Source organism: Streptomyces sp. NBC_01003 (assembly GCF_045162695.1).
Classification (GTDB): Bacteria; Actinomycetota; Actinomycetes; order Streptomycetales; family Streptomycetaceae; genus Streptomyces.
Map to the genome: position 1 here is coordinate 8,997,129 of NZ_CP108707.1, position 26,421 is coordinate 9,023,549.

Below are 26,421 nucleotides of genomic sequence, written 5' to 3' on the forward strand. Positions count from 1 at the left end.
GTACCGTCCGGACCGCCGTGACCTGGATCGACGGAGAAGTGGATCGACGTGAAAGGGGAGCGCCGTTGACCCGCGCAGCCCGCAGCACCGCACCCGCGCCGCAACCCCCGGGCGACGGGGCCGGTTACCGTCCCGGCTACGAGGTCGCGGCCGAACGCATCCTCGAGTACCTCGTCCTGGCCGGCCTGGGGCCCGGCGCCCGGCTGCCCACCGAGCAGGACCTCGCCGACCGGGTGGGGATGAGCCGGACCGTGGTCCGCGAGGCGGTGAAGATCCTCTCCGCGCTGGGCCGGCTGTCCGTGCACAAGGGCCGTGGCATCTACGTCGCCCAGCCCGACCAGTCCTCCTGGCAGCACTCCCTGACCCACTTCCTGCCCGCCGATCTGCGTCAGGTCGACGAACTCTTCGAATTCCGGCGCCACTTGGAAACCACCACCGCCCGCCTGGCCGCCGAACGCGCCACCCCCGCCCAGGTCAAAGCCGTCCGCGCGGCCGCCCACCAGTCCACCCGGGCCGCCCGGCAAGACGACATCGACGCCTTCAGCCACGCCGACGACACCTTCCACACCGCCATCGCCACCGCTACCAACAACTCCTTCTTCGCCGCCACCATCGACACCCTGCGTCGCCTGCAACACCAGGTCACCGCCATAGGACTGGCCGGCCTCGCGGGCGGCTCCCTGTGCGACGCCGCCGCCCAGCACGAAGCCATCGCCCACGCCGTAGCCACCGGCGAACCCACGCACGCGCACACCCTCATGGCCCACCACATCGACCGGACCACCCACCAGTTCCAACGAGAGATCCGGCACCGCATCGCCCTGGGCCACCCCAACGCCTGAACCCCACACCACCACCCATGAAGGACACCCATGCGAATCACCGACGTGACTGTGGAACTGGTCGATCTGCCCGCTCAGCCGCCCTTCCGGTGGCGGGCAGGGCTGCCCGGTTCGGAGCCGGCGGTCGTGGGCGGGATTCTGCGGGTCCACACGGACGAAGGCCTGGTGGGCGAGGCGCACACGAGACGTGGGCTGATCGTCGCCGATCTGGTGAACCGCCGTATACGTGAGGACCTGCTCGGCCGCGACCCGCTGATGCGCGAGCTGCTGTGGCACCGCCTGTGGGAGCTGGACCGCATAGAGGAGCTCCCCATTTACACGCTCGGCCTGGTCGACGTAGCGCTGTGGGACCTGGCCGGCCTCGCGGCCGAGCAGCCGGTCCACCGGCTCCTCGGCCCTTACCGCGAGGCCATCCCCGCCTACGCGAGCACGGTCACCTTCGGCAGCGTCGAGGAGTACCTCGATGTGGCTGACCAGTGTCTGGAGCTCGGCTACTCCGCCATCAAGCTGCACGCGTGGGGAGACCCGCGAGCCGACGCGGACCTGTGCCAGAAGCTGCGGGCCCACGTCGGTGACGACGTCCCGCTCATGTACGACGGCTCGGCCGGGTTCGACCTCGCGGACTCGGTGTACCTCGGCCGCGCACTGTCCGAGGCGGACTACCTGTGGTACGAGGAGCCGATGCGCGAGTTCAGCGTGACCGCCCACCGGTGGCTGGCCGAACAGGTCGACATTCCGCTGCTGGTCGCGGAAACCTCCGACGGCGCGCATTTCAACACCGGCGACTTCATCATGGCGGGCGCGGCGAGCCGGGTCCGCACCAGCGCGCAGCTAAAAGGCGGGATCACCGGAGCCCTGCGCATCGCGCACCTGGCCGAGAGTTACAACCTGCGGGCCGAGGTGCACGGCAGCGGAGTGGTCAACGCCCACCTGTGCATGGCGATCCCCAACACCACCTACTACGAGTCCCTCGTGTACACCAACCCCGTACAGCGCGAGCCGGCGGTCGGTGCCGACGGGCTGGTGCGGGCACCGACGGCCCCCGGCATCGGCTTCGATCAACCGGGCTGGTGACGACTTCTTATCGAACCAACAGGGCGGCTCCAGCACGTCCTTGACGATGTCTCAGGTTCCAACGCCCCCAACGCCTCAGCGCTTCGTGGAAAGGAGCCACACCATGCCCGTGCAACGCTACGCCTCGGTCATACGCCTGCGTGGGGAACTCGAGGCGGAATACCGCGCCTTGCACGCGGTGGCCTGGCCCGAGGTCCTCGCGACCCTCAAGCGCGCCCACATCGACAACTACTCGATCTTCCTGCGTGACGGGCTGCTCTTCAGCTACCTCGAGTACACCGGCGAGGACTACGCGGCCGACACCGCGCTCATCGCCGAGTGCCCGGTCACCCGGGACTGGTGGGCCCGTACCGACCCCTGCCAGCAGCCACTGGACAGCGTCGGCGACGGCGAGTGGTGGGCACCCGCCGAAGAGATCTTCCATCTCGAGTGACATCAGGGGCAAGCGGCAGAGGGGGGCGGACGCAGCTGCTTCCGCCCCCCTCTGCCGCTTGCCTGCCGCGGGTCACAGACCGCTCGTCGAGGGTGAAGTCGCGTCGCAGTGAGGCGAGTTCGGGGCCGGTGATCCAGTCCTGGTCGCGGGCCGACACGTCCCAGACGTGCTGGTGGGCGTCGATGGTGGTCACGGGGACGGGCTCAGTCGGGTCGGTTGTTTCTGACAACGTGCTCGGCATGCTGTTCCTGTATCTGGCGAAGTTGATGGTGGAACGGGTGCACAGCGAGAACGGCCGGATCAGGCATGACGTGCGACCTTGCCTTTCCGCGTGATCCGCACGGTGACCACCCCACCCGCCGGGACTTCGACCTGCGGCCAATCGATGAACGCCGTGTACCCAAGGGGGCGGGCCGATTGGCGGGCCGTTTCCGAAAGTACCGACACCCGTGCCGCGTAGGCCGTGTTGTTGGTCAAGCGGACTACGGCGGCCTGACGGCTCTCGCTGACATGCTCGGCCTCGACATGATCAAAGGGAATGAGGATTCCTTCCCCGGGCCGGACGTAGATTCCGGGAAGTTCGAGTGCCATCAAGACACCGTTGGTCTCGGTCCAGGAGTTTCTTGTCCTGATGAAATCACCGACGGCACCCTTGCCCTCGGCATCGCTGGGCTGGATCCGCTCCATGCTCGAACCGATGAGGTAGTCGGTGGTTATGTGTCCCGGCATGTTGACGGCCTCGGTGTGGGCATGCTGGATATCGCTGATGAGTTCAGCGTACTTCTTGTCCCCAGTAGCTCGATACAGCTTGAACAGGTGGTCAGCGGAGGACGTACAGACACCGGGCGCGGCATGTTTGTTCTGGCTGCTTGCCCAAACGGCGCCGGCCATCCTTCCCTTCAGCCGTGCGATATCACTGCCTGCCGGAAACAGCGGATCATACGCAAGAGTCCAGGACGAGCACAGAGCGGCCTGGACCTTCGCGCGATTCAGCCATCTCTTCTTTCCGGTGTACTGGTACAGCGCCATGAATGACTCCAGGAGACCAAACGCTGTTTCGGAGTCCGCATCCTGTGAAATATCCGCGCACGCTCCGCTGGTGAATCCACGGGACTTGATGTCGCGCTCATAGTAGAATTCGGCTGCTTCCTCGGCCGCGGCCAACCAGTCCGGGCGGCGGAAGTATTCAGCCGCCAGGGCGAGACCGGCCGGAGCGATGGCGCCGGCAGTCGAGTTGTACACGGCGATGTCGCCTGTTTCTGGCACGATGTACTGACCGAATTCTCCGTGCTTTCGCCAGGCCCGGGTGAATGCTTCGGCCAGACCGCCTGCGGCCAGTTCCCAGGATTCCTTGATGGTGTCGCCGTGCCCTTGCGCCTTCAGGAGCATCACATGCTTGATCAGCCAGAAGAGCACGTCTCCGTTCTTGCGTACCATCGCCTGCACCGCCGGAAAGTCGGGGTGGGCCTTCTCTGAGCGGATCTCGCCATCTTCGCTGATGAAGCCGTAGAAGAATCCGCTCTGCCCCTTCATGCGGGAACAGATGAAGTCAAGCTCATCGGAGACCCTGCCCCGTTCCGTCGGGTCATTCAGAGCCAACATGGGGTAGGTGTTGATCATTCCGCTCACCCAACCCAGTTGAAAGTGCCTGGAGTTTTCTGGAAGGTAGTAGCGGCCCGCCTTGGTCTCTGTGAAATTGCCTCGGCAGATGTTGGTGCCGAGCTCCGCCAGCTGACTCATCGGAAGCAGGTTGCGAGGCGCGGTGGGGCCGGTGAGCGATTTTCGCACTTCCATGAATTTTTGCAGGACTGCCGGAATTCCGTCGGCGTCGAAGGTGAAAACTTGGAAGCGAATCGAAACCGCGTCACCGGGAGCCCAGTTCGACGCCCTGTCACCGCTCGGCCGAAAGTCGCCGAAACCGGCCGCCTGCCGGCGCATAACCGGTGCTGAGATGCGGAATTCACAGCTTTCCCTGCTCGCACTCTCCTCAACCGAGAGCCCACTGTTGCCCAGGCGGGTTCCTTGCTCGGTGAGGACGATCCAGCCCTTTCCGAACTTGGGAGAGAAGAAGCTCATCGCTGGGGCGGCAGTATTGCACGTCGCCAGCTCGATCCGTGAGGGCACCGCAGCATCGGAGGCCAGTCGCGGGTTGTTCGATATCGTCAGCGGCGTCTGTGGGTTGTAGTACATGTCGGCCGGATAGTCCGGATTGTATCCGTTGCCGATGGCGCGATAGCGATTGCCGTTGTAGATGATTCCGGGAATCATCACGTAGTTGGTGGTCTCCCAGCTCTCGAATGGGAAATCAACGGAGACTGCGGCCTGTTCCGCCGCCCCCTTCTCCAGGGTGCAGGTCAGGGTGACCTCCCATCCGTGATGATCGGGCACCCGTCGTGCATCCCACTTCAGTTGCCACTGCCGCGGTCCGTCGGTCAGCAGGTCGCCGTCGAATTCCTGGGACCGGCGCAGCGTCGTGTCGTCATATTCCCGAATCGACACCAGGAGGGAGCCGTGCAATTCGCGCAGAGAACGGCTGAGTTCCGTAGCGTGGCCATCGGCTCCGGCAACCCCTGCGTCGAGCGGTTGGGCCTGTGAGATCGTGGGTTCGAGAGCGACCTTCGCTCCGACTCCAGCGGCCGCCAACAGGGAAAGGCAGTTTCTCCTGTCAAGCATTCTGAAACCATCCTCGTGTGTGCGTTCCAGTGAAGGAAAATTCGATCAATTTCGGTTCCACGCGGGGAGTCTGCGCTCCGCGGTCCCGGTCGCAAACCGCCGTCCGCGATCAGGGACGTACGCCGTCCTGACGCGGGACAGGCACCGGTACACCCGGCGGCAGCAGACCCTGGGCACACAGGGCGAGCCACATCCCCTCGGGGACGGGGTGGCTGATCATCGCGGTGGCGTCCGTCACCTCGGCGGCGCTGCGTGCCCCTAGCAGCACACCGGCGACCGCCGGGTGCCCCAGCGGGAATTGCAGGGCGGCTGCCCGCAGCGGAACCCCGAAGGCCTCGCACAGCGTGCGCAGAGCCAGCGCCCGGTCCAGCAGGTGTGCCGGGGCCGGTGCGTAGTCGAAGGTCGCGTCCGGCTGGGGATCGGCGAGGAGGCCCGAGTTGAACACCCCGCCGACCAGCACGGACACTCCGCGTTGCGCCGCCTGCGGCAGCAGTGCGGCCAGAGCGCTCTGGTCGAGCAGGGAGTAGCGGCCGGCCAGCAGGACCACGTCGATGTCGGTGTCGCGGACGAAGCGTGTCGGCATCGCGGTCTGGTTCATGCCGACGCCGATCGCGCCGACCATGCCCTCCGCACGCATCCGCTCCAACTCGGGGTAGGCGCAGTCGAAGGCCTCGCGCTCGTGGCCGTCCGGGTCGTGCAGATAGACGGTGTCCACGCGGTCGAGGCCGAGCCGGGTGAGGCTCTCCTCGATGCTGGTGCGTACACCTCGGGTGCTGAAGTCCCACACCCGCTCGTGGGTGGCCGGGACGGCGAAGCCGTTCGCCAGGTCGTCGCCGGGCAGCCCGGCGCGTGCGCGCAGCAGGCGGCCGACCTTGGTGGACAGCGTGAACTGCGCACGTGGCCGGGTGCGCAGTGCGTCCCCCAGCCGGCGCTCGGACAGGCCGAGTCCGTAGTGCGGAGCGGTGTCGAATGTGCGGATGCCGCAGGCCCAGGCTGCCTCGACGGTGGCGGCCGCGTCCTCGTCACTGACCGCGTGGAACAGGTTGCCCAGGGCGGCGGCACCCAGTGACAGTGCGTCGACGGCGGTGGCGCTGTGCCCGGGTGCAGTGGGGTGCATGGGGTGAGGAATGCCTCTCGCTGAAGGGGCGTGAACGGACATGAACGGACGTGAAAGGACGTGAAGGGGCGCGAGCGTCCGAAGTCCGCGACATGTGACAGGGGGGCGGGGCTTGCGTCGGTCCCTGCCCCCTGTCACATGTCCAGCCGTACCGGCCGATCTCAGCCCTTCGTCGCTCCTCCTGTGAGGCCCTTCACGAACTGCTTCTGGAAGGCCAGGTAGAAGACGAGGATGGGCAGTGTCGCCAGGAACATGAAGGCGAAGACCGAGCCGAAGTCCGCCTGGTGTTCGCCGATGGCCCGGTAGATACCGACGGTCACCGTGGTGCCTGCCGCCGGGCCCAGGACGATCAGCGGGTTGAGGAAGTCGTTCCAGATCCAGACGCCGAGGAAGATCACCACGCTGGCCGACGCCGGCCGCATCAGCGGGAAGACCACCTGCCAGAAGGCGCGGAACGCTCCGGCGCCGTCGATCGCCGCGGCTTCTTCGAGCTCTCGGGGAATCGTCTTGGCGAAGCCCGCGAAGACGAACACCCCGAACGGCATGTAGTAGCCGACGTACGCCAGGACCAGTCCGGGCACGCTGCTCATCAGCCCCAGCGTGCGCAGGACTTCGGTGATCGGGGTGAGGATCACCGCGGGCGGCACCATGAGACCGCAGAGCAGGACGACCATGACGACCTTGGACAGGACGCTGGTCGACCGGGCCAGGTAGTGGCCGAGCATGGCGGAGATCGCGGTGATGACGAGGATGGAGATCGCGGTGACCTCCGTGCTGTTGACCAGCCCGTACCAGAAGAGGTGGTCCGGGCGCGACAGCACGCTCTGGATGTTGTCCAGGGTCGGTGGGACCGGGAGGCCGACCGGGTTCGACACGATCGCCGAACCGTCCTTGAACACGTTGACCAGCACGAGGTAGATCGGCAGGAAGAACAGCAGGCCGGCGAGGAGCGCGACGACCGGGCGTATCCACGGTCTTGTCCCACCCCTGTTCACGCTCGCGTTCAGGTCCGGGTTCATCTTCGTGTTCGCGCTCATGCGGACACCTCGCGTTTCTGCAGCCACCCGAGCGCGATCACGGAGACGGTCGCGACCAGGATCAGCATCGCCACGGCCATCGCGGAGGCGTAGCCGACGTGGTTGCCGTTGAACGCGGTCTGGATCACCTGGAAGGCGAGGGTGGATGTGGTGCCGGGGCCGGGGCCGCCGTTGGTGAGCACCTGGATCTGGTCGTAGGCCTTGAATCCGCCGATCAGTGACATGACCGTGTTGATGGTGACGGCGGGTGCCAGCATCGGCCAGGTGACCTGGCGGAACCGCATCACCGGTCCGCAGCCGTCGATGGCCGCCGCTTCGTGCAACTCCTGGGGGATTCCCTGGAGTCCGGCCAGGTAGATCACGACGCAGAAGCCGAGCCCTTGCCAGGCGATGACCCAGGAGACGGTGTAGAGGGCGAGGCTCGGGTCGGAGAGCCAGCCCGGCGGATGACTCACCCCCATCTGTCGCAGCATGGAGTTGAGCAGGCCGTCGTCGACGAGGATCGACTGCCAGATGACGCTGACCACCACGGCGCTCAGCACGACCGGCACGAAGAACACACTGCGTAGAGCGTTGTACAGCCAGCCGCGCCGGTCGAGCAGCAGGGCGATCGCCAGGCCGCCGGCGTTGGTCACCAGCGTCACGATCACGGTGATGACGACGGTGTTCTGCAGTGCTTTGAGGAAATCGTCGTCGGCGAACAGGCTCGTGAGGTTGGACAGGCCCACCCACTGGGTCGGCGGGTTGAAGGGGTTCTTGTTGGTGAGGCTGTAGCCGACGGTCATGCCGATCGGCACCAGGACGAGGGCCAGGTAGGCCAGCAGTCCGGGAGCCGCGAAGACGGCGAAGCGGCCCGCTCCGCCGTTCGGGCGGAAGTGCCGGGACGGTCGCGACGACCGCCGCGCGGGGGCGTCCTGTGGTCGGGCCGCTGCCGTGTCCTTCGCCGCGGGCGCGGCAGCGGAACCCTCCGGTCGGGTCAGGGTACGTATGCGCATTATCGCGTGGCCTTGTCCCACTGCTCGTCCATGTAAGCACCGAACTGACGGTCCGTCATGCGTCCGCCGATGAGCTTCTGGACGCCGGCCGCGGCCTTGTCGGCCAGGCCGGGCGGCAGGGAACCGTCACCGGTTTCCTGGGAGAAGGAGTTGACGATCCCGTCGTCCTTCTGGGCCTGCCGATACGCCGCCAAGGTCTTCTTGTAGACGGGGCCCATGGTGCTGGGCGGGCTGTAACCCTTGATGTCGATGATGAGCCCGTCGGCCTTGACGGCGGCGTCCAGGTTCTTCTGGTCCTCCATGAAGGCCTTGGCCCACTTCTTGGCCAGGGGAACATCGGACGACTTGGAGCTCACCGTCATCCCGCCGCCGAGGACGCCCGGGAGTGCCGGGGTCCCCTGGTCCGTGGGCCACGCGAAGACGCCCGTGTCGAAGTCCGGCTTCTTCGTGTCGGCCGAGGCGGAGAACCAGCTGCCCATCGGATACATCGCGCCCTTGCCGTCACGGAAGGCCTGTTCGGTGTCCGCGTAGGAGCGGGAAAGGCCGGCGCGGTCGATGTATCCCTTGTCCGCGAGGCCGGCGACCTTCTGGGCGGCGGCGACGAACGCCGGGTCGGTGAACTTGACCTTGCCCTTGGCGCGTTGGGACAGCCAGTCCGGCGTCTTCTTGTAGACGTCGGTGGCCACCGTGCAGATCAGCGGGAACATGTCGGCCCAGGAATCCTTGCCGCCACCGCCGACCACGAAGGGGTTGATGCCCTTCTTCTTCAACTTGGCGCTGTCATTGAGCAGTTCACGGTACGTGCGGGGCGGTGTGTCGATGCCGGCCGCCGCGAAGTCCTTCTTGTTGTAGTAGACCAGCGTCGTCTGGGCGGAGTAGGGCAGCTGGTAGACCTTGCCGCCGTACGTGTTGGCTTGGGGGTTCTTGTACGTCGCGAGTTCCTTGTCCGTCCAAGGCGCCAGCTTGCCCGCCTCGGCGAATCCGGCGGGGTTCAGGCCGATCATGACGTCCGGGAACTGGCCCGTGCTGTCGAGCTGCTTCGCGTACCCGGTGCGGTCGGCGCTGGGTGATACGAGCTTCTTGATCGTCACCCCGGGCACCTTCGCCGAGGCGCGGGCGATCGCGGCGTCCCAGTACTTCGCGTCCAGGTTGGGCGTTTCGAAGGTGAGGAAGGTCAAGGTGACCTTGTCGCCGTTGCCCTTGGATGCACTCGTACCGGAACTGCCGGCCGTGCACCCGGCCAGGAGGAGAGCACCTGCGAGGGCGGCGGTTCTTGTGAGTATCGGGTTGCGCGTCATGTCCAACTTCCCCTACCCGTCGTTGTCCGTGGGCGGTACCGAGTCGCTGTCTTGTTCGTACCGAGACGAGAGAGGGAATCCCACTGCCGACCGTCCACCGAATCCGTCACATGGTTCAGACTCTTCCCAGAGTCCTGCTGCTCTCGGGGTCGACCGCTTCCCCTCAGCGTTCGCCCCTCGGGGCACCTTGGGGTATGGAAGTCCGCGCGCGACGGCATGTCAAGAGATGAGACGGAGTTATCGCCTCAACCAAGGCGCCAATAGATCCGATATATGTCCTCAGGGTTTCGCCGGGCCTCTACGGATTCGCTTCGCGAGAACGAGACACATCGGTGGCGCGGTTCACGACCGCGGCACGCTGCGCCCCCCGTCGCCCGGCCGTTTCCGGCGTGGGCGGCGGGGCGGGGGCCGGCGGGGCACTACTGATCGGGGCTGTCGCCCACGGTCACGCCCCGTCCGGGCCGGCGGGAGCGGCGAAGATGCGGTTGCGGATCTCTCGTTGGACCTGGAGTTCCGTCGTGTCTATGTGGCGGGCCATGAGGGCGGCGGCCTGCTCCCGCTCGCCGGCCCCGATCGCTTCCAGGATCGCAAGGTGCTGCTCGGCGGCCCCGGCCAGCGATCCCGGTGCGGAGTCGGCCAGGGCCACGATGGTGACCTGTCGCTGCAGCCGCTGGATCGCGTCGACCAGGCTGGAGAGGAACGCGTTCCCCGCCGCTGCACCGATCGCCTGATGGAACTCGGCATCGGCCCGGCCGAACGACTCGTGGTCGTCGCGTTCGGCGGCCTCCGCCGAACGCTGCGCTGCCTCGCGGATCGCCCTGAGCTGAACCGGTGTGGCCCGCGTGGCCGCGAGCCCGCTGGTCTCGGTCTCGGTGAAGCGCCGGAACTCGAACAGTTCACCGACGCGGCTGGGGTCGGTCGGCAGGAACCGGGAGAACGTGTCGGACCACAGGTCGTTCTTGGGATGCGCCACGAAAATGCCGCGTCCCTTCTCCACTGAGAGCCTCCCGAGGGCCGAGAGGATCTTGACGCCCTCTCGCACCACCGTCCTGCTCATGTCTACTTCGGCCGCCAGATCCTTCTCCGTCGGCAGCCGGTCGCCGGGCCCCATCCCCTGCCGGGCGACGTACTCCAGGATGCGCTCCGCCGCGACCTCGTAGCCGGGACGGTAGGGAGCTGCCTCCGTCTCCGAATCCGATGTCGCGGACGCGGACGCGGGCCAGGAAGATCCAGTCATGTTGCTCCATGTATCCGATGCATGCAGGTCACGAAATACCAAGTGCTGGGCCCCAAGATACCTCCGTGGCAGCCCGTTCAGGGGTGTTCGGACCGTCCCGCGGAGCACCCGCGCCATCGGGAATAGATCCGAACTAAGCCTTGACGGCCCCTTCCGTGCCGTGCACGCTAGACCGCACTTGTGCTGCGGTAGTTACACAGGAGAAGCAAGCGCACTTCCCTGCACGGGCAGGCCTATGGGCTCTCCGACTCACGGCCGTCGGCCGATCCCGCTCCCCGGAACAGCGCGAACCATCTCCGCTGAAGAATACGAACCATCCAGGTGACCTCGTTCGTCGCTCGACGTTTGCCGGCCTTGCGCCCCTCTGCGCTGTTCGCGGGCAGTTGATCAGCGATCCCGCGCGTCATCGAGAGTCACTTCACCTAGGAGGACATGTGGACAGGCGTCGCTTTCTGGTTGCCAGCGGCTTGAGTTCGGCCACGGCCGTGGCCATGGCCGCCGGACCCGCGCATGCCGCGGGAACGGCCAGGACCAAGACGTCCCCGTCGCTGCGGATAGGGGCGGGCTTCCTGTTGGTGGGCATCAGCGGCTCCGGGTACGTGGACAGCCTGGTGGACCTGCGTGACGGCACCGACCACCTGGCGAAGGACACCCCCGTGCCGCTGGTCAGCGTGGTGGCCGACGGCAAGCACGTGGTTCCCGCGAAGGTGCGGGTCGTGTCGCGCGACCGGTCGCACAACCGACAGGTCCTGGAGTTCGCCGGCGAGAGCGTGACGATCCAGGTGGAGGCCGTCAGGTTCCCCACGCATTCCACACTCGAAGTCGTCGGCCTGACGGCAGCCTCGGGTGTGGATGTGCAGACGCTGCTGTGGGGTCCGCTGCCGACGACGCTCGACGAGACCATCGGCGAGACGGTCGGTGTGGTCGCCGACTCCGATTTCGTCATGGGGGTCCGGCCGCTGAACGACAAGACAGTGGGCGGGTGGCCGAACGAGCATCTGGCGTACGGGTTCGGTCCCGATCTCGTCTGGAATCCGTACGGGCTCCAGACCGGTGCAAAGGACGAGTGGCTGGCGAGCAACGTCGCCGCGAAGACGACGTGGGGCAGCGTTCTGCGCGCCACCACCTACGACTACAGCAAGGTACGGGTCCGGCAGCGCACCAACGGTTACGAGATCCCGCTCGGCCCGCTGCCCGCGCCGGAGGGCCGGATCGTCGGGTCGAAGATCGCCCTGTTCGGCAGTGCGCCGGATCTCGCCCTGACCGTGCTCAGCCAGATCGCCAAGGAGCACGACCAGGCGTACCCCACCCTGGACGGCCAGTGGCAGAAGGTGGCCCAGCGCACCTCGCAGACACATTTCTGGGTACACGACCTCAACACGGGCAACGTCACCGCGGCCGCCAAGCTCGCCGCGCAGGCCGGGGTGCGGAACATCTACGCGATCTCCGGCAACGGGCCGTGGGTGTCGCACGGGCACTACCAGTTCAACGACTCCTTCGGCGGATCGGACGCGGCGGCCGCCCAGTTGGTGGCCGCGGCGGCGAAGGAGGGCATCGAGGTCGGGGTGCACACTCTGTCCACCTTCATCGACACCAACGACCCGTACGTGAAGGCGCCGGCCGATCCACGGCTCGCGTTGGGCGGCTCCGCCCGGCTCACCCGCCCGCTGGCCGGGTCGGACACCACGCTGTACGTGGATGCCAACGGCCTGCTGGCCTCCGGCGTCGACGGTCAACGGCTGCGGATCGGCGACGAGTTCATCACCTACGGTTCCGTCACCAAGGTCAGCAACACCGAGTGGCAGGTCGGCGGCCTGAGCCGGGCACAGTGGTCCTCGGCCGCCAAGGACTACCCGGCCGGCACCACCGTCGCCCGGCTCATCCAGAACGGCTACGGCGGCGCGCTGGCCAATCTGCCGATCACCGACGAGATCGCGACCCGGCTGGCCACCGCCTACAACACCAGCGGCGTCCACGCCACGTCCTACGACGGGCTTGAAGGCACCGGCTACAACGGCTGGGGCGGCTACGGCTTCGCACGGCTCGTCAACGGCGTCCACCGGCAGGTCACCACCAAGAACTTCATCACCGAGTGCAGCAATCTCGCGTCGAACACGTGGGACGCCCAGTCCAGGGCGAGCTGGGGTGAGATCGGCCCCACGAGCTACGCCCAGATCATCCGCAGCAACACCTTCTACCGGGCGAACTACCTGCCCGGGATGATGGGCCAGCAGGGGCTCTCGGGCGGCGACAGCCTGCAAAAGATCGAGGACACCCTGGCGCACGCGGCCTCCCTCGACGCCGGTGTCAACTTCGAGACCAGCGTGAGCAGCCTCCAGTCCGGTCAGAACGCCCCCACGCTGCTCGCCGCCATCCGGATGTGGGAGTCAGCGCGCGCGGCCGGCGCGTTCACTGCCGAGCAGAAGAAGCAACTGGGTGTAGCGAGCAGGCACTGGCACCTGACCGAGGTCACGCCGGACGCCGAGTGGACGCTGCAGGAGATGGACACGTCCGGTCAGCAGAGCGGCGACCCGCAGTCGATCAAGGCCCCGACGCCGGGCTTCGCCACGGCGGAGCCTACGGACGCCCGGGTCGGAAAGCTGTACGCCTTCAAGGTGACCTCGACGACGCCGCGGACCATCCGCTACGAGGTCACCGACGGCCGCCTCCCGCGCGGCCTGACCCTCGACCAGGACACCGGTGGCATCACCGGAATTCCTGCCGTCCCCGGCACCAGCAAATTCACCATCACCGCCAGGAACGGCGGGAGCATCGCCGACGCGAAGATCACCTACAAGGTGACGACCAGGCCGTGAACGCGGCCGCCGCGCCCCGGCCGTGGCCGGGGCGCATTCGGTGCCCGCTCCCCGTCGCGTCACCCGCACGAACCTCCAGGAACGAATCCATCTCGAACGGCTTGGAGTTTCAGATGAGAGCGCGTCCAAGACAGTTGCTGTGCCTTCTCGCGTTAATGGTCTCCGTGCTCGCCCTCGCCGCTCCCGCCACACCGGCGAGCGCCGCCCCCGACCCGGTCAATGCAAAACCCGCAGTGGTGCCCGCCCTCCAGAAGTGGCAGGGCCGCACCGGATTCTTCGAGCTGAGCCCGCACAGCCGCATCGTGTTCGCCGGAGCGCACCGCGACCGTCTCCGCGACCAACTAGCCACCCTCCCCGACGAGATCGAGCAGGTCACGGGGCGCAAGCCGGCCCTGTCGCCGCGCCACCCGCACAGCGGCGACATCGTGCTGTCGATCGATCCCACCGTGCCCGAAGCGGTGGACAGCGCCCGGTTCAAGGAAGAGGGCTACACCTTCGCGGTCACCGGCGAGAACGTGCGGATCACCGCGCCGACCGCGAAGGGCGTCTACTACGGCACCCGTACGCTCCTGCAGATCCTGCTGCTCGACGACGGCCGTGATTCCGTCCCCGTGGGCACTGCCGTGGACTGGCCGAACTACAAGGTGCGGGGCTTCACGCTGGATGTCGGGCGGCGCTTCTTCACCGCGGACTTCATCCGGGACTACATCCGTCTCATGGGCTGGTTCAAGCTCAACGAGTTCCAGATCCACCTCAACGACAATGGGTTCAAGGGTGACCGGCCCTGGAGCGAGGCCCAGGCCGGCTTCCGCCTCAAGACCGACAACCCCGCGCTGTCCGGCCTGGCTTCGAAGGACGGAGCGTACGACCGGCACGACTGGGACTCCTTCGAGAACACCGCAGCCGCCAACGGCGTCACGCTCGTCCCCGAGTTCGACGCCCCCGCCCACTCCCTGGCGTTCATCCGCTTCAAGCCGTCCCTCGGCCTCAACAACGGCGACTCCGACCACCTGGACCTGTCCAAGCCGGAGACCACCGCGTTCATGAAGTCGGTGTTCGACGAGTTCACGCCGTGGTTCCGCGGTCCGGACGTGCACTTCGGCGCCGACGAGTACCGGTCCGACAAGCCCCGCTACAAGACCTACTTCAACGAGATGGCCGCCCACATCCGCACGCTCGGCAAGCATCCGCGCGCCTGGGGCAGCCTGTCCCTGATGGCGTCCAGCACCGAGGGCTACGACCGGGACGTCACCCTCAACAGCTGGAACAACCAGTGGTACGGCCCGCAGGCCGCCGAGAAGGACGGTTACTCGTTCATCAACACCAACGACGCCCTGCTCTACATTGTCCCGTTCGCGAGCTACTACCACGGCCACGGCCTGGACGGTAAGTACCTCTACGACAACTGGGAACCCAACGTCTTCCCCGACGGCCAGAGCGTGGCACCGAAGGACCCCCAACTCCTCGGCGCCATGTCCTCGGTGTGGAACGACCTGACCACGTCCAGCTACACCGAACTCGACGTACACAAACTGGTCGAGCCCACCTTCGGAGTCCTGGCGCAGAAGATGTGGAGCGGCGCCAACTCGGGTGTCCCGTACAGCGATTTCATGTCGACCGTGCGCAAGCTCGGCGTGGGTACGGGGCTGACAGAGGTCGCCACGACACTCACCACCCCGGCCAACAGCGAGCTGAGTGCGGGCAAGCCGGCGACCGCGTCCGCGGGCACGGCCGACGCGGCGTTCGACGGGGTGAGCACCACCAAGTGGCAGAGCGGCCGGGGCGATCGCGCCTGGCTCCGCGTGGACCTCGGCCGCCCGCGGACCGTCACCAAGGTCGACCTGGACTGGGCCCCCGCACACGGCCGCGACTACGCGATCCAGGTGTCCGGCGACGGCATGACCTGGACCACGGTCGCCCGCCGCACGGACCGCACGTCCGCAGGGTCCGACACGCTCATCTTCGAACCGGTCACCGCAAGGTACGTGCGTCTCGTCGGCACCGAAGCGGCCCGCAAACAGGACGGCTACGCACTGTGGAGCATGCGCGTCTTCGACGCAGCGGATCTGGCGTTGCACCGGCCGACCACCGCGTCGTCGTCCGAAGTGCCCGGCCTGGGACCGGAGAACGCCACGGACGGGGACCCTGGAAGCCGGTGGGCCAGCGCCTACCACGACGGCGAATGGATCCAGGTGGACCTGGGCCAGGCACAGACGATCCGCCGGGTCCTGCTCGACTGGGAGACGGCGTCCGGACAGGACTACGACATCCAGGTCTCCGACGACGGGGTGAAATGGAATACAGCCGCCGCCGTCCGGGACAAGCCCGCGGGCGCCCGCGTGGACGACCTCACCTTCGCGCCCGCCTCGGGCCGGTACGTGCGCATGCAAGGCATCAAGCGCACGTCGTCCTTCGGCTATTCGCTCCGGCGCTTCGAGGTCCGGGCCGCGAGCCCGGAGACGTACCTTCTGCGCGGCTGAGACGTGGTGCTGACCGGTGACGGCGCCGGTCACCACCACTGCACAAGGGCGCCCAGTACGTGAAGTTGGTGTTCGACGGCGGCTCGAACGGGTCAACGACCGATCTGCTCGAGGTTTCCATCAACGGGAGATAGGTGACACGGCGACCGGTCGGCGTCGTGGTCTTCATCAGTGACGATGTCGGCAGGCGCCACTGCACAACCGATTGCACCCTCCACGTAAAACATGAAACATATCGAAACATGTCGATTTGGAGGAACTGTGGACAGAAGAAACTTCCTGATCGCCGGTGGTCTCGGTTCGCTGGCGCTCATCGCGACGCCGGCCCTCGCCCAGCCGGCGGCAGCAGCAGGGCCGGCGATCACGGAGCAAGCCGGCCGCCCGTTGCGGATCAGGGCGGGATTCCTGTCGCTTGGTCTCGACCCGACGGGCCGGGTCGTCGAACTGAAGGACATACGCAAGGGAACCGACCATCTGTCGGCGGGCAGATTGCACCCCCTGGTGTCCGTCGTCCTGGGCGACGGGAAGCAGGTCGTCCCCACCCAGGTGAAGGTCTCGCGGCGGGACCGGCACGTGCTGATGTTCAGCGGCGACCAGGCGACGGTCGAGGTCAAGGTCGTCAACCACGCGACATACGCGACGCTTGAGGTCGTCGGTCTGGACGCCGCACCGGGCGTGGATGTGCGGACCCTGCTGTGGGGGCCGCTGACCACCAGCGTCACCGACACCGTCGGCGAGGCCGTCGGTGTGGTCCGCGACAGCGGCTTCGCCCTCGGCATCACCCCGCTCAACGACAAGACCGTAGGCGGCTGGCCCAAGGAGTTCGACGCGTACGGGTTCGGCTCGGAGGTGAAGTCGAAGCCGTACGGGGAGGCCGGGACGCAGAACGAGTGGGGCGCCGCGGCGAAGACGTCGTGGGGCAGCATTCTGCGCGCCTACTCCTACGACTACAGCACCGTACGGACCCGAGAGGACGGCATCCGGATCGGCCCGCTGCCGGGCTTCGAAGGCCGGATCCTCGGATCGAAGCTGGCCGTGTACGGCAGCACCCCCGATCTCGTGCTCACCGTGCTCAGCCAGATCGCGCAGGGCGAGCACCTGCCGTACCCGACCATCGACGGGCAGTGGCAGAAGGCGGCCCGGGCGACCCGGCAGCCGTTTCTGGCTTTGTCGTCCCTCGACACCTCGAACCTCTCCGACGCCATGAAGTTCGCGAAGCAGGCGGGCATCAAGAACGTCTACTCCGTGCAGGGCGCGGCCGGTCCCTGGAAGTCGACGGGGCACTACCAGTTCAACAGCGGCTTCGGCGGCTCGGACGCCGCCGCGGCTCAACTGGTGGCGACCGCCGCGGCGGGCGGCATGCGGGTCGGCGTGCACACCCTGTCCAACTTCATCCAGGCCAATGACCCGTACATCTCTCCCGCACCGGCCGACAAGCGGCTCACGGTCGGCGCGACCGTGAAGCTGACCCGCGCTCTGGCCGCGTCGGACACGACCCTGTACGCCGACGGAGACTCCGGCGGTGGCGGTCATGTCATCGGCCGCCGGCTGCGCATCGGCGACGAGTTCCTCACGTACTCCGGTGTGACGCAGGCCGGCGCCGGCGAGTGGCAATTCACCGGCGTCAGCCGGGCGCAGTGGGGATCGGCCGCGGCGGCCCACCCCGCCGGGGCCGACGCCACCCGGGTCAGCGAGAACCAGTACGGCGGTGCACGAGGCGACCTGCCGGTCATCGACGAGATCGCCACCCGCCTTGCCACGATGGCCAACACCACCGGCGTCCGGAGCATCTCGTACGACGGACTGGAGGAGGTGTCCTGGAGCGGCTGGCGCGGCCAGGGTTTCGCTCACCTGGTCAACGGGATCCACCGCCGGCTCGACTCCCAGGACGGCTTCATCTGCGAGGCCTCCAACCCGTCGTCCAACTCGTGGTTCGCCCAGTCGCGGATCAGCTGGGGCGGCATCGGCTGGTCCGACTCCAACTACTCTCAGGTGACCAGGAACAACAACTTCTACCGGGCCAACTTCCTTCCCGCCATGGGCGGTTCACTGCCGATCGGCGGAGGCACGAGCACGCTCGACGTCGAGCACAACCTGGCCCTGGGCGCGTCGATCGGCGCGAACTTCGGCTGGTTCGAGACGAGCACGGACAGTCTCGCCAAGGGATCCAACACCGCTGCGGTCCTCACCGCGGTACGGATCTGGAACTCCGCCATCGAGGCCAGCGCCTTCACGCCCGCCCAGCAGCAGCTCATGACCGACGAGAAGAAGAACTGGCACCTGAGCGAGATGACCGAGGGGAAGGAGTGGTCGCTGCAGGAGCTGGACTCGTCCGGCAGTCCGGTCGGCCAGGCTCAGCCGGTGCAGGCGCCGAAGCCCGGTTTCACGACACCGGAGCCGGCCGACGGCCGCGTGGGTGAGCTGTACGCGTTCAAGGTCACCTCTAGCTCGCCCCGGACGGTCCGGTATGAGGTCACATCCGGCGCGCTGCCCGCCGGACTGAGCCTGAACAAGGACACCGGCGGCATCACCGGAGTCCCCACCGCCCCGGGCACCAAGCGGTTCGCTATCACCGCGCGCAACAACGGCATCATGCCCGACGCGGAGATCACATACAGCCTGCGGGTCACTCGCGGCTGACAACGGGGCCTCGGTCGGTCCATGACCGCTGAAAACAGTCAGGGCCACGACGGAAGTGTGACGACACGCCTCGGCGGACGGCGCCTTCATCGAGTGGACCGTCGACGTTCCCGACGCCGGAACCAGGACGCTGACTTTCCGCTGTGCCAAGGGCGGCCCGAGCGATCGCCCGCTGTCCGTGTCGGTCAACGGCTCCCCTGTCGAGAGCGCCCTGCCGTTCCACCCGACCGGGGGTGGGCCACCTGGAAGACGACCTCCCTCGCCGCCGCGCTGCCTGTGGGCAGGGTCACGATCCGCGCGACCACGGTCGGATCCAACGGCGCCCACATGGAGAGCCTGACGATCCACTGACCCCTCCAGCGCTCGGGCACCGCGATTCCCGACGGGCCAACACTCCGAACCTTGTGGCGTGCGGCGGCAGAAGCCTTGGAGCGGACAGCGCTTCCGGCTGCTCGGAAGCGCTGTCCGGGTTCGGCCTGGGGACTTCTTCCTCTGCGTCGGTTCATGGGGCGGGATGTGGGGCTGTTCGCCGGATCCTTCGTCGAGGTCCGGCATGTCGTCGGGGGTGACGGTGAACTGGTTCAGATGCTTTTAGCCTGCAAGCGGCGTTCGTGCCGGCCGGCGGCGTGGACGTTGGGGCTGCGGCCTGCGGCCTTGACCGGCTCGTGGATCCACTCCTGTCGCCGTGATCAAGTTTTGGAGGTGTGTGTCTGGCTGTGCTCCTGGAGGGGTGCTCCTCCGTGGGTAGCCGCCCAGTAATTGCTTCTCCAGCCGTCGCTGGCGACCCATCAGCTGGGCGATCTCCCCGGCCGACAGATCGCCCCCGGCGCCACGAGCCTCGTCCGGCCGTGCTCTACAGGGACAGATATGCTCCTTGCGCCCCGGCTTCGGCTGGATTGCTAAGGGAAGGAGGTTGCGGCAGACCCGATCTCTGGCCTCAGGCAACAGTATGGCGAGCACCGCCACGTCGAGGGATTTCCGCACAGGACGTCTCGCGCAAGAGCCATCGCCATGGCGTGTGACCTGCGGTGGACCAATGTGCCAAGTATCTCTCTGACTTCGGCCTCCGAGGTGCTGAAGCTACTTGGCATCACTACAGGTCAGGAACATCAGCTAGTGCCATGTATCGATCCTCGTCACAGGCGCTGCGACCACAGACATCAGTTGTCACATACCGAGGATGGTCGGCGCCGGCATTCGGTGGGATCGAGATGGCGGCTGAGCCGTGACATGGCAGTCGGCGCTTTGCCGCGAGCACTGGACATGACGGCGTTGCCCACTTCGCGGCGAGGGCGGCTCCAATTCAAGATCGAGAACTTACCGCCTGCCAGGCTGCGAGTTCTCCATTGGCGCCGCGCCCGAGGTTGCCCGCGGCGCACACCATCGGCAGTGGGCATTCTGGCGGGAATCTTGGAGATGTCGTTCGCGGCCGGCAAATAGATCAGTTTGTACGGGTCCAGGTTCTGAGGTGCACCGAACGCCGGGTTGACCTTCGTGGGGACGGTCCCGAGTTTGCGGCTCAGGGAGACACTCCAGCGCTCCGCGACTCCGCCAAGGCTGTGATGACACGTGTCGTACAGCTGGCGGCCCAGTCTTCCGAACTGACTACGCGGGTTCGATTCCCGTCGTCCGCTCCACGCAGGAAAGTCCTGAAGTCCGGCCGATACGAGGTCCGCGCCACCGGCCCGGACGGCAGACGCCGAAATCTGGGCACCTTCCGCACGAAGCCTTCCGCACGAAGAAGGACACGGAGCAGGCGCTCGCGAAGCACATCTCCGAGCGGATCGACTCGGGGCCTCCACCCCTGACCCGGCCAACACACCTAGGGGAGGGACGGGAAAAATTCAGGGAGGCCGCGTGAACCTCTCCGATGCCCCGTCCCGCGGCTCGGGCCAGAGTGAATCCCGTGTCGCACAGGGAGTGGGGCACGGGAGGTGAACATGTCTCTGAGGACCGATCTCTACGCAGATATCACGGGATTCCTCCAGACCCAGTGCGATGCCGACCCGGATGAACTCTCCGCGGAATCCGATCTGTACTCGGACATCGGCATCGACTCACTCGACCTCGTCGCCATGGCGCAGGCACTTCAGAACGCGTACGGCATCTCGATGGACGACGAGCGCATCGGTTCGCTCCGCACCGTCGGCGACGTCCTGGACTTCGCCGTCTCCAAGGTCGAAACCAAAGCAACCGCCTAGATCACGGGGAGACCCTGCAATGCCTGCCTACATCACCGCCATGGGGCGCTTCCTGCCCGGCGAACCGGTGCCCAACGAGGAGGTCGAGGACTACATCGGCAGCGTGGGCCGCGCGAGTTCGGAGCTGCGTGAGCAGACCCTCGCCAACTGCGGGATCAAGTCACGGCACTACGCCATCGACAAGCAGCACAAGACCCTGTTCTCCAACACCGACATGGCGGTCGCGGCGATCCGCCAGGCGGTGGACCGTTCGGACATCACCCTCGACGACATCGACCTCATCGCGGCGGCCACCGCCATCCCGGATCTCATCGCGCCCGGCATCGCCAGCAGCATCCACGGCGAACTGGGCAGCCCCCCCTGCGAGATCGTCACCACCCACGGCATCTGCAGCACCGGGATGATGGCGCTCAAGAACGCCTACCTCCAGGTGGCGGCCGGGGAGAAGAAGAACGCGGTCGCCTCCGCGTCCGAACTGGCCTCGCGTTTCATGAGGAGCGAGCGGTTCGCCGACGTCCGGCCGGTCTCGGACGACGGTGCCATCGCCATGGAGATGGCGTTCCTGCGCTACATGCTCTCGGACGGCGCCGGCGCCGCGGTGGTACAGGACCGCCCGGCGGCCGACGGGGTGAGCCTGCGGATCGACTGGATCTCACTCACCTCCTACGCCAACACCGAGAAGACCTGCATGTACATGGGTTCGGCCGACAACTCGGCGGAGCAGACCTGGTGGGACTACCCCTCCGCGGCCGAGGCCGCCGCCGACGGCGCGCTGGCGCTGCGCCAGAACCTGGGCCTGCTGCCGCATCTCGTGCGGCTCGGGGTCAAGGAGTACCAGCGGCTGCTCGACGAGGGCCGCTTCGACCCGGACGAGCTCGCCTGGTTCCCCGCGCACTACTCCAGCGAGCGCATGAAGTCCATGGTGCTCAAGGAGATCGAGCGGAAGAACGTCAGGGGCCCCTCCCCCGAGAAGTGGTACAGCAATCTGCCCCGGGTCGGGAACATGGGCTCCGCCAGCATCTACGTGATCCTGGAGGAGATGCTCAGCGAGGGCCTGGTGTCCCCCGGCGACAAGCTCCTGGTGATGGTCCCCGAGTCCGGCCGGTTCGCGGTGTCCTTCGCGCATCTGACGGCCGTCTCCGCCGGGGAGGTGTGAGGTCGTGGGTACCCAGCCCCGAGTGACGGTCTACTGGTACTCACAGACCGGTCAGCTCCTGGAATCCGTCTCCGCCGTAACCGACCCGCTGGAAAAGGCGGGTTGGGACATACGCAAGGTCGAGATCGGGCCGCGGGAACCCTTTCCCTTCCCCTGGCCCGTACGCCGCTTCTTCGGCGTCTTCCCCGCCTCCGTCGACCCCGACGGGGCACCCGAGATCACCGCCCGGCCGCCGGTGGCCGAGGACGACGATGCGGACCTGGTCGTCTTCGCCTTCCCCGTCTGGTACTTGGCTCCGGCGCTGCCCATGCGGGCGCTCGTCGGCGCCGAGCCGAAGGCGTTCGACGGGCGTGCCGTCGTCGGCCTGGTGGCCTGCCGGAACATGTGGTATTCGGCCGCCGTCGAGGTGCGGCAGCTGATCCAGGCCGCGGGCGGCCGCTACTTGGGCACGATCGCCGCAGTGGACACCGCCTCCGCAGGGGTCACCTTCGTCACCACGCTGCGCTGGCTGCTCGCCGGCAAGCGGGAGGCGTCCTGGGGGTTCCCGCGTGCCGGTGTCGGCATGGACGAGCTGGACCGGCTCGCGCTCCTCGGCGAGCGCCTCGCCGAACTCGCCCCAGCGCAACCCGAACTCGCCCCGGAACAGGCCGAACCCGCGTCCCGCGCCGCTTCCGAGGAGGCCCTGGCCGACCGGGTCCGCGACGTTCTCGCCGCCCATGACGCGGCCCCCGTGAACCCTCCGCTGGCCGCGGCCGACCTCCTGGCCGGGAAGGTCTTCCGGGTCTGGGGCCGGGTCATCCGCGCCGCCGGCCGCCGTGGCGAGGTCCAGCGCACCGCGCTCACCGGGGTGTTCGTGCTCTGGCTGACCGGCGCCATCCTGGCCGGGCTGCCCGCAGTCGTCGTCGCCCGCGTCCTGTTCAAGGCCGGCTTCGACGCCGCGGTGGCGCGGCGCCTGGCGCCGGTCGTCGCCGGTCTTACGGAGGTGCACCGATGACTGGAGCCGTACCGCATCAGCCGGAGGCCGCCGCGCAGGCGGAGGCCGACGTCGTGGAGGCCGACGTCGTGGTGGTCGGTGGCGGGCCCACCGGCCTCGCCGCGGCCCACTTCCTCGCCGGACACGGCGTCCGCACGGTCGTCCTGGAACAGCGCCTCTCACCGTCCGGTCACCCACGCGCCACGGTGATCAACTCGCGCACCATGGAGCTGCTCAGGCACCTGGGCGTCGATGCCGAGGTACGCCGTGCCGGCGTGCCCCTTGAGCACACGGCGCGCATCACCTGGTGCACCGAGCTCGCCGGCACCGAACTCGGCGCCCTCGACATCATCGATTCGGCGGACGCTCTGATGCAGCGAGCGGCCAACAGCCCGGTCCTTCCCGTCATTTGCTCGCAGAACCGGGTGGAAGCGCTGCTCGTCGACCGGCTCCCCGAGGACGCACGACTGATCCGCGGCGTCAGGGCCGAGGAGCTGACCCGGACTCCGTCCGGTGTCAGGGTGACGGCCGGGGGCGAGCGCCCCACCGTCGTCGAGGCCCGCTACGCCGTCCTGGCCGAGGGGCTGCACGGCCCGCTGCGCGAGACGGTGGGCCTGCGGCGGACCGCGGCCACGCCGCTCGGCAGGCTCCTCGACATCCACTTCAGCGCCGACCTCTCGCCCTGGACGTCCGGCCGGGAGAGCGCCCTGTACTGGATTCTCAACGACACCGTGCGGGGCGTCCTCATCACCGTGGACCCCAAGCGCGGCGAATGGCTCCTGGAGATCCCCGCCCTCACCCCCGACGAGGAACACACCTACTTCGAGCAGGAAGTCGATCACCACAAGCTGATCGAGGCCGCCATCGGCGAGCCGGGCGACGCGATCGAGGGGCTGCGCGTCCACTCCGTACGGAACTGGGTGATGGGTTCCACCGGGCTCGCCTCCTGGCGCAGCGCCGACGGCCGGGTGCTCGCCGCCGGGGACGCCGCCCACACCTTCCCGCCCACCGGGGGCTTCGGCATGAACACCGGCATCCAGGACGCCCACAACCTCGCCTGGAAGCTGGCCGCGGTACTGAGCGGCGGCGCCCCCGACACGCTGCTCGACTCGTACGAGCGTGAGCGGCGCCCGGTCGCGGAGTTCAACGCCCGGCACAGCGAGCGCAACGCCCTCCAGAAGCGGGCGCTGCTCCAATCCGACGCCGACCCGACGGAGTTCTCCCGAACCGTCGAACAGCATCGGCCGCACTTCGACTTCGAAGGGCAGGAGCTCGGTTTCAGCTATGCACCGGACGAGCCCGTGGTCCAGGACGTGGTGACCTACCGGCCGACCGCCCGGGCCGGCCACCGGGCACCGCACGCCTGGCTCGACCGGGCCGGCGACCGGATCTCCACGACCGACCTGGCCCGCACCGGCTTCGCCCTGCTCACCGGGGCAGCGGGAGCCGTCTGGCAGGAAGTGGCGCAGGAGACGCCGACGTTCATGGGCCTGCCCCTCACGGCAGCCGTGATCACCGCGGACGGGCCCGAACTGCGCGATGTCAGCGGAGCCTTCGCCGACAGATACGCCCTGCACGGTCCGGAAGCGGTTCTCGTACGGCCCGACGGCCATGTCCTCGCCCGACTGCCCGGCGTCGACCCACGGCAGGAACTCCGGCAGGCCGTCGACCGAACAGTCACCAGCGGGCCGGTGCCCGCACGAGCGGAAGGGCCCTCATGACGGCCGGACCCACTTTCTCTCCGGAGCGACTCGCGGGACTGCGCTCCGGCGCACTCTCCGAAGTCCGCGCCGCCCTCGCCGGGCTGCCGCGCGAGGACCTGGCGGCCTGGCTGGCCACATCGGACGGCGCGGACGTGCTGCGCACGGTCTTCGAGCAGATGCCCGAGCGCTACACCAAAGGCCACATGGACGGTCCGCAGACTGCCCGTTGGGAGGTCGAACGGCCGCCGGCCGACACCGTCGCGTTCGACCTCGTACTGACCGCGGACGCCTGCGAGGTGCGCGAGACAGGGAGCTCGGGCGCCCCCGCGGTCACCCTCACCCTCGACGCGGTCAGCTTCGTGGAGATGGCCTCCGCCGCGGCGAAGGGCTTGGACCTGGTGCTCATGGGCCGCCTGCACATCCAGGGTGATGTGCACCTCGCGATGCGGATGGAGTCGCTCTTCGGGCTCGCCGAGCCGGGTGAGCCCCTATGAACACCGCCCCTGGGCGCCACCGGGTGGTGGTGACGGGCATCGGCATGGTCAACCCGCTCGGCATCGGCACCGAGAAGGTCTGGACGCGGCTGCTGGCCGGAACCTCCGGCGTGGGACCGATCCAGGGCTTCGACGCCGAACGGCTGCCGGTGCGTATCGCCGCCGAGGTGACGGACTTCGACCCGACCGACTGGCTGACCCGCAAGGAGACCAGACGCCTCGACCGGTTCTGCCACTTCGCGATCGCCGCGGCCGAACTCGCCGTGGAGCGCGCGGGCCTCGACGGCATCGACCGGGACGGCGCCGCCACCGTGATCGGCAGCGCCATCGGCGGCGCCGGCACCATGATGGCGGGGGTCCTGAAGGACGCGGAAGCGCCTCGTATGGTCTCCCCGTTCTTCGTGCCCAGCTCCATCGTCAACATGGGCGCGGGCACGGTCGCCCAGCGCTTCGGCTTCCGCGGCCCCGGCGCCGCACCGGTCACCGCCTGCGCCTCCTCGGCCGACGCGATCGGGCAGGCCTACCGCATGGTCCGCGACGGCTATGCCGGGGCCGCACTGGCGGGCGGCTCCGAGGCCTGCATCGCCTCGCCGCTGATAGCGGGCTTCGCCAACCTGCGCGCGCTGTCGCGCCGCAACGACGAACCCCGCCGGGCCTCCCGCCCGTTCACCGCGGACCGGGACGGTTTCGTCATGGGCGAGGGCGCCACCATGCTGCTCCTGGAGACCGCGGAGTCGGCCGAGGCGCGGGGCTGCCACGTGTACGCCGAGCTCTGCGGCTACGGCCAGACCACCGACGCGTACCACGTCACCGCCCCCGATCCCACCGGGCGGAGTGCCGCCCGCGCCATGCTCGCCGCGCTGCGCGAGGCCGACCTCAAGCCCGGCGAGATCGACCACGTCAACGCCCATGGCACCTCGACCCCGTTCTCCGACGCCGCCGAGACGAAGGCGATCAAGGCAGCCTTCGGCACGCACAGCGGGAACCTGGCCGTCAGCTCCACCAAGTCGATGACCGGCCATCTGCTGGGCGCGGCCGGCGCGACCGAGACGGCGTTCTGCGCCCTGGCCATCGACCGCGGGATCATCCCGCCCACCATCAACCAGGACGCGGCCGACCCCGAGTGCGACCTCGACTACGTGCCGAACACCGCCCGTCCGTACGAGGTCCAGGCGGCCCTCTCCAACTCCTTCGCCTTCGGCGGGCAGAACGTCTCGCTCGCCCTCCAGCGCTTCGTCAGGGAGTGACCGCG

The 26,421-nt window shown here is 67.9% G+C and carries 18 protein-coding genes; 12 read left to right on the forward strand and 6 right to left on the reverse strand.

The annotated features are described in order from the left end of the window. Nucleotides 1-65: 65 nt before the first annotated feature. The 3 genes from OG698_RS41380 (at nt 66) to OG698_RS41390 (ending at nt 2,349) form a co-directional block, all read left to right on the forward strand. Nucleotides 66-842, forward strand: coding sequence for a FadR/GntR family transcriptional regulator (locus OG698_RS41380; RefSeq protein WP_406109321.1), 777 nt, complete (start codon nt 66-68; stop codon nt 840-842). A 30-nt stretch (nt 843-872) separates the two neighbouring features. Beyond that, the gene (locus OG698_RS41385) at nt 873-1,916 is read left to right on the forward strand and encodes an enolase C-terminal domain-like protein (protein ID WP_406109322.1); all 1,044 of its coding nucleotides are present in this window, start codon (nt 873-875) and stop codon (nt 1,914-1,916) included. A gap of 103 nt (nt 1,917-2,019) precedes the next feature. Beyond that, complete coding sequence (locus tag OG698_RS41390) at nt 2,020-2,349, forward strand: L-rhamnose mutarotase (RefSeq protein ID WP_406109324.1); 330 nt, start codon at nt 2,020-2,022, stop codon at nt 2,347-2,349. Between the two features lie 300 nt (nt 2,350-2,649). On the opposite strand, the gene OG698_RS41395 is transcribed toward OG698_RS41390, so the two are convergent. From OG698_RS41395 to OG698_RS41420, 6 genes are all read right to left on the reverse strand, one after another. After that, entirely contained in the window at nt 2,650-5,022 is a 2,373-nt protein-coding gene (locus OG698_RS41395) for a hypothetical protein (RefSeq protein ID WP_406109326.1), read from the reverse strand. A gap of 109 nt (nt 5,023-5,131) precedes the next feature. Next, entirely contained in the window at nt 5,132-6,139 is a 1,008-nt protein-coding gene (locus OG698_RS41400) for an aldo/keto reductase (RefSeq protein ID WP_406109327.1), read from the reverse strand. Nucleotides 6,140-6,300: 161 nt separating this feature from the next. After that, nucleotides 6,301-7,158, reverse strand: coding sequence for a carbohydrate ABC transporter permease (locus OG698_RS41405; protein WP_406111574.1), 858 nt, complete (start codon nt 7,156-7,158; stop codon nt 6,301-6,303). A 14-nt stretch (nt 7,159-7,172) separates the two neighbouring features. Further along, nucleotides 7,173-8,171, reverse strand: a complete 999-nt coding sequence (locus OG698_RS41410; protein WP_406109328.1) for a carbohydrate ABC transporter permease — start codon at nt 8,169-8,171, stop codon at nt 7,173-7,175. Then, nucleotides 8,171-9,469, reverse strand: coding sequence for an ABC transporter substrate-binding protein (locus OG698_RS41415; protein ID WP_406109330.1), 1,299 nt, complete (start codon nt 9,467-9,469; stop codon nt 8,171-8,173). Before OG698_RS41415 ends, OG698_RS41410 begins: the two co-directional genes overlap by 1 nt. 445 nt (nt 9,470-9,914) lie before the next feature. Then, nucleotides 9,915-10,706 carry a FadR/GntR family transcriptional regulator gene (locus tag OG698_RS41420; protein ID WP_406109332.1) on the reverse strand — a complete coding sequence of 264 codons (792 nt, stop codon included), beginning with the start codon at nt 10,704-10,706 and terminating at the stop codon, nt 9,915-9,917. Between the two features lie 491 nt (nt 10,707-11,197). Between OG698_RS41420 and OG698_RS41425 the strand changes: the two genes are divergently transcribed. From OG698_RS41425 to fabF, 9 genes are all read left to right on the forward strand, one after another. Then, nucleotides 11,198-13,522 (forward strand): Ig domain-containing protein, encoded by a 2,325-nt coding sequence (locus OG698_RS41425; RefSeq protein ID WP_406109333.1) that lies wholly within the window; start codon nt 11,198-11,200, stop codon nt 13,520-13,522. A gap of 155 nt (nt 13,523-13,677) precedes the next feature. Continuing rightward, nucleotides 13,678-16,002, forward strand: a complete 2,325-nt coding sequence (locus OG698_RS41430) for a discoidin domain-containing protein (protein WP_406109335.1) — start codon at nt 13,678-13,680, stop codon at nt 16,000-16,002. 261 nt (nt 16,003-16,263) lie between these two features. Next, nucleotides 16,264-18,642: an Ig domain-containing protein gene (locus tag OG698_RS41435; protein WP_406109337.1), complete on the forward strand. Its 2,379-nt coding sequence runs from the start codon at nt 16,264-16,266 to the stop codon at nt 18,640-18,642. Nucleotides 18,643-20,582: 1,940 nt separating this feature from the next. Beyond that, nucleotides 20,583-20,843, forward strand: coding sequence for an acyl carrier protein (locus OG698_RS41440; RefSeq protein ID WP_406109338.1), 261 nt, complete (start codon nt 20,583-20,585; stop codon nt 20,841-20,843). A 19-nt stretch (nt 20,844-20,862) separates the two neighbouring features. Continuing rightward, nucleotides 20,863-21,999 (forward strand): 3-oxoacyl-[acyl-carrier-protein] synthase III C-terminal domain-containing protein, encoded by a 1,137-nt coding sequence (locus OG698_RS41445; RefSeq protein WP_406109340.1) that lies wholly within the window; start codon nt 20,863-20,865, stop codon nt 21,997-21,999. Between the two features lie 4 nt (nt 22,000-22,003). After that, a complete protein-coding gene (locus OG698_RS41450; protein ID WP_406109341.1) occupies nt 22,004-22,993 on the forward strand; it encodes a hypothetical protein in 990 nt (329 codons plus the stop codon). After that, on the forward strand, nt 22,990-24,693 hold the full coding sequence (locus OG698_RS41455) for an FAD-dependent oxidoreductase (protein ID WP_406109342.1): 1,704 nt from the start codon (nt 22,990-22,992) through the stop codon (nt 24,691-24,693). Before OG698_RS41450 ends, OG698_RS41455 begins: the two co-directional genes overlap by 4 nt. Further along, a complete protein-coding gene (locus OG698_RS41460; protein ID WP_406109343.1) occupies nt 24,690-25,169 on the forward strand; it encodes an SCP2 sterol-binding domain-containing protein in 480 nt (159 codons plus the stop codon). Before OG698_RS41455 ends, OG698_RS41460 begins: the two co-directional genes overlap by 4 nt. Next, nucleotides 25,166-26,416, forward strand: a complete 1,251-nt coding sequence (fabF, locus tag OG698_RS41465; RefSeq protein WP_406109344.1) for a beta-ketoacyl-ACP synthase II — start codon at nt 25,166-25,168, stop codon at nt 26,414-26,416. The genes OG698_RS41460 and fabF overlap by 4 nt, the downstream gene beginning before the upstream one ends. Nucleotides 26,417-26,421 lie beyond the last annotated feature (5 nt).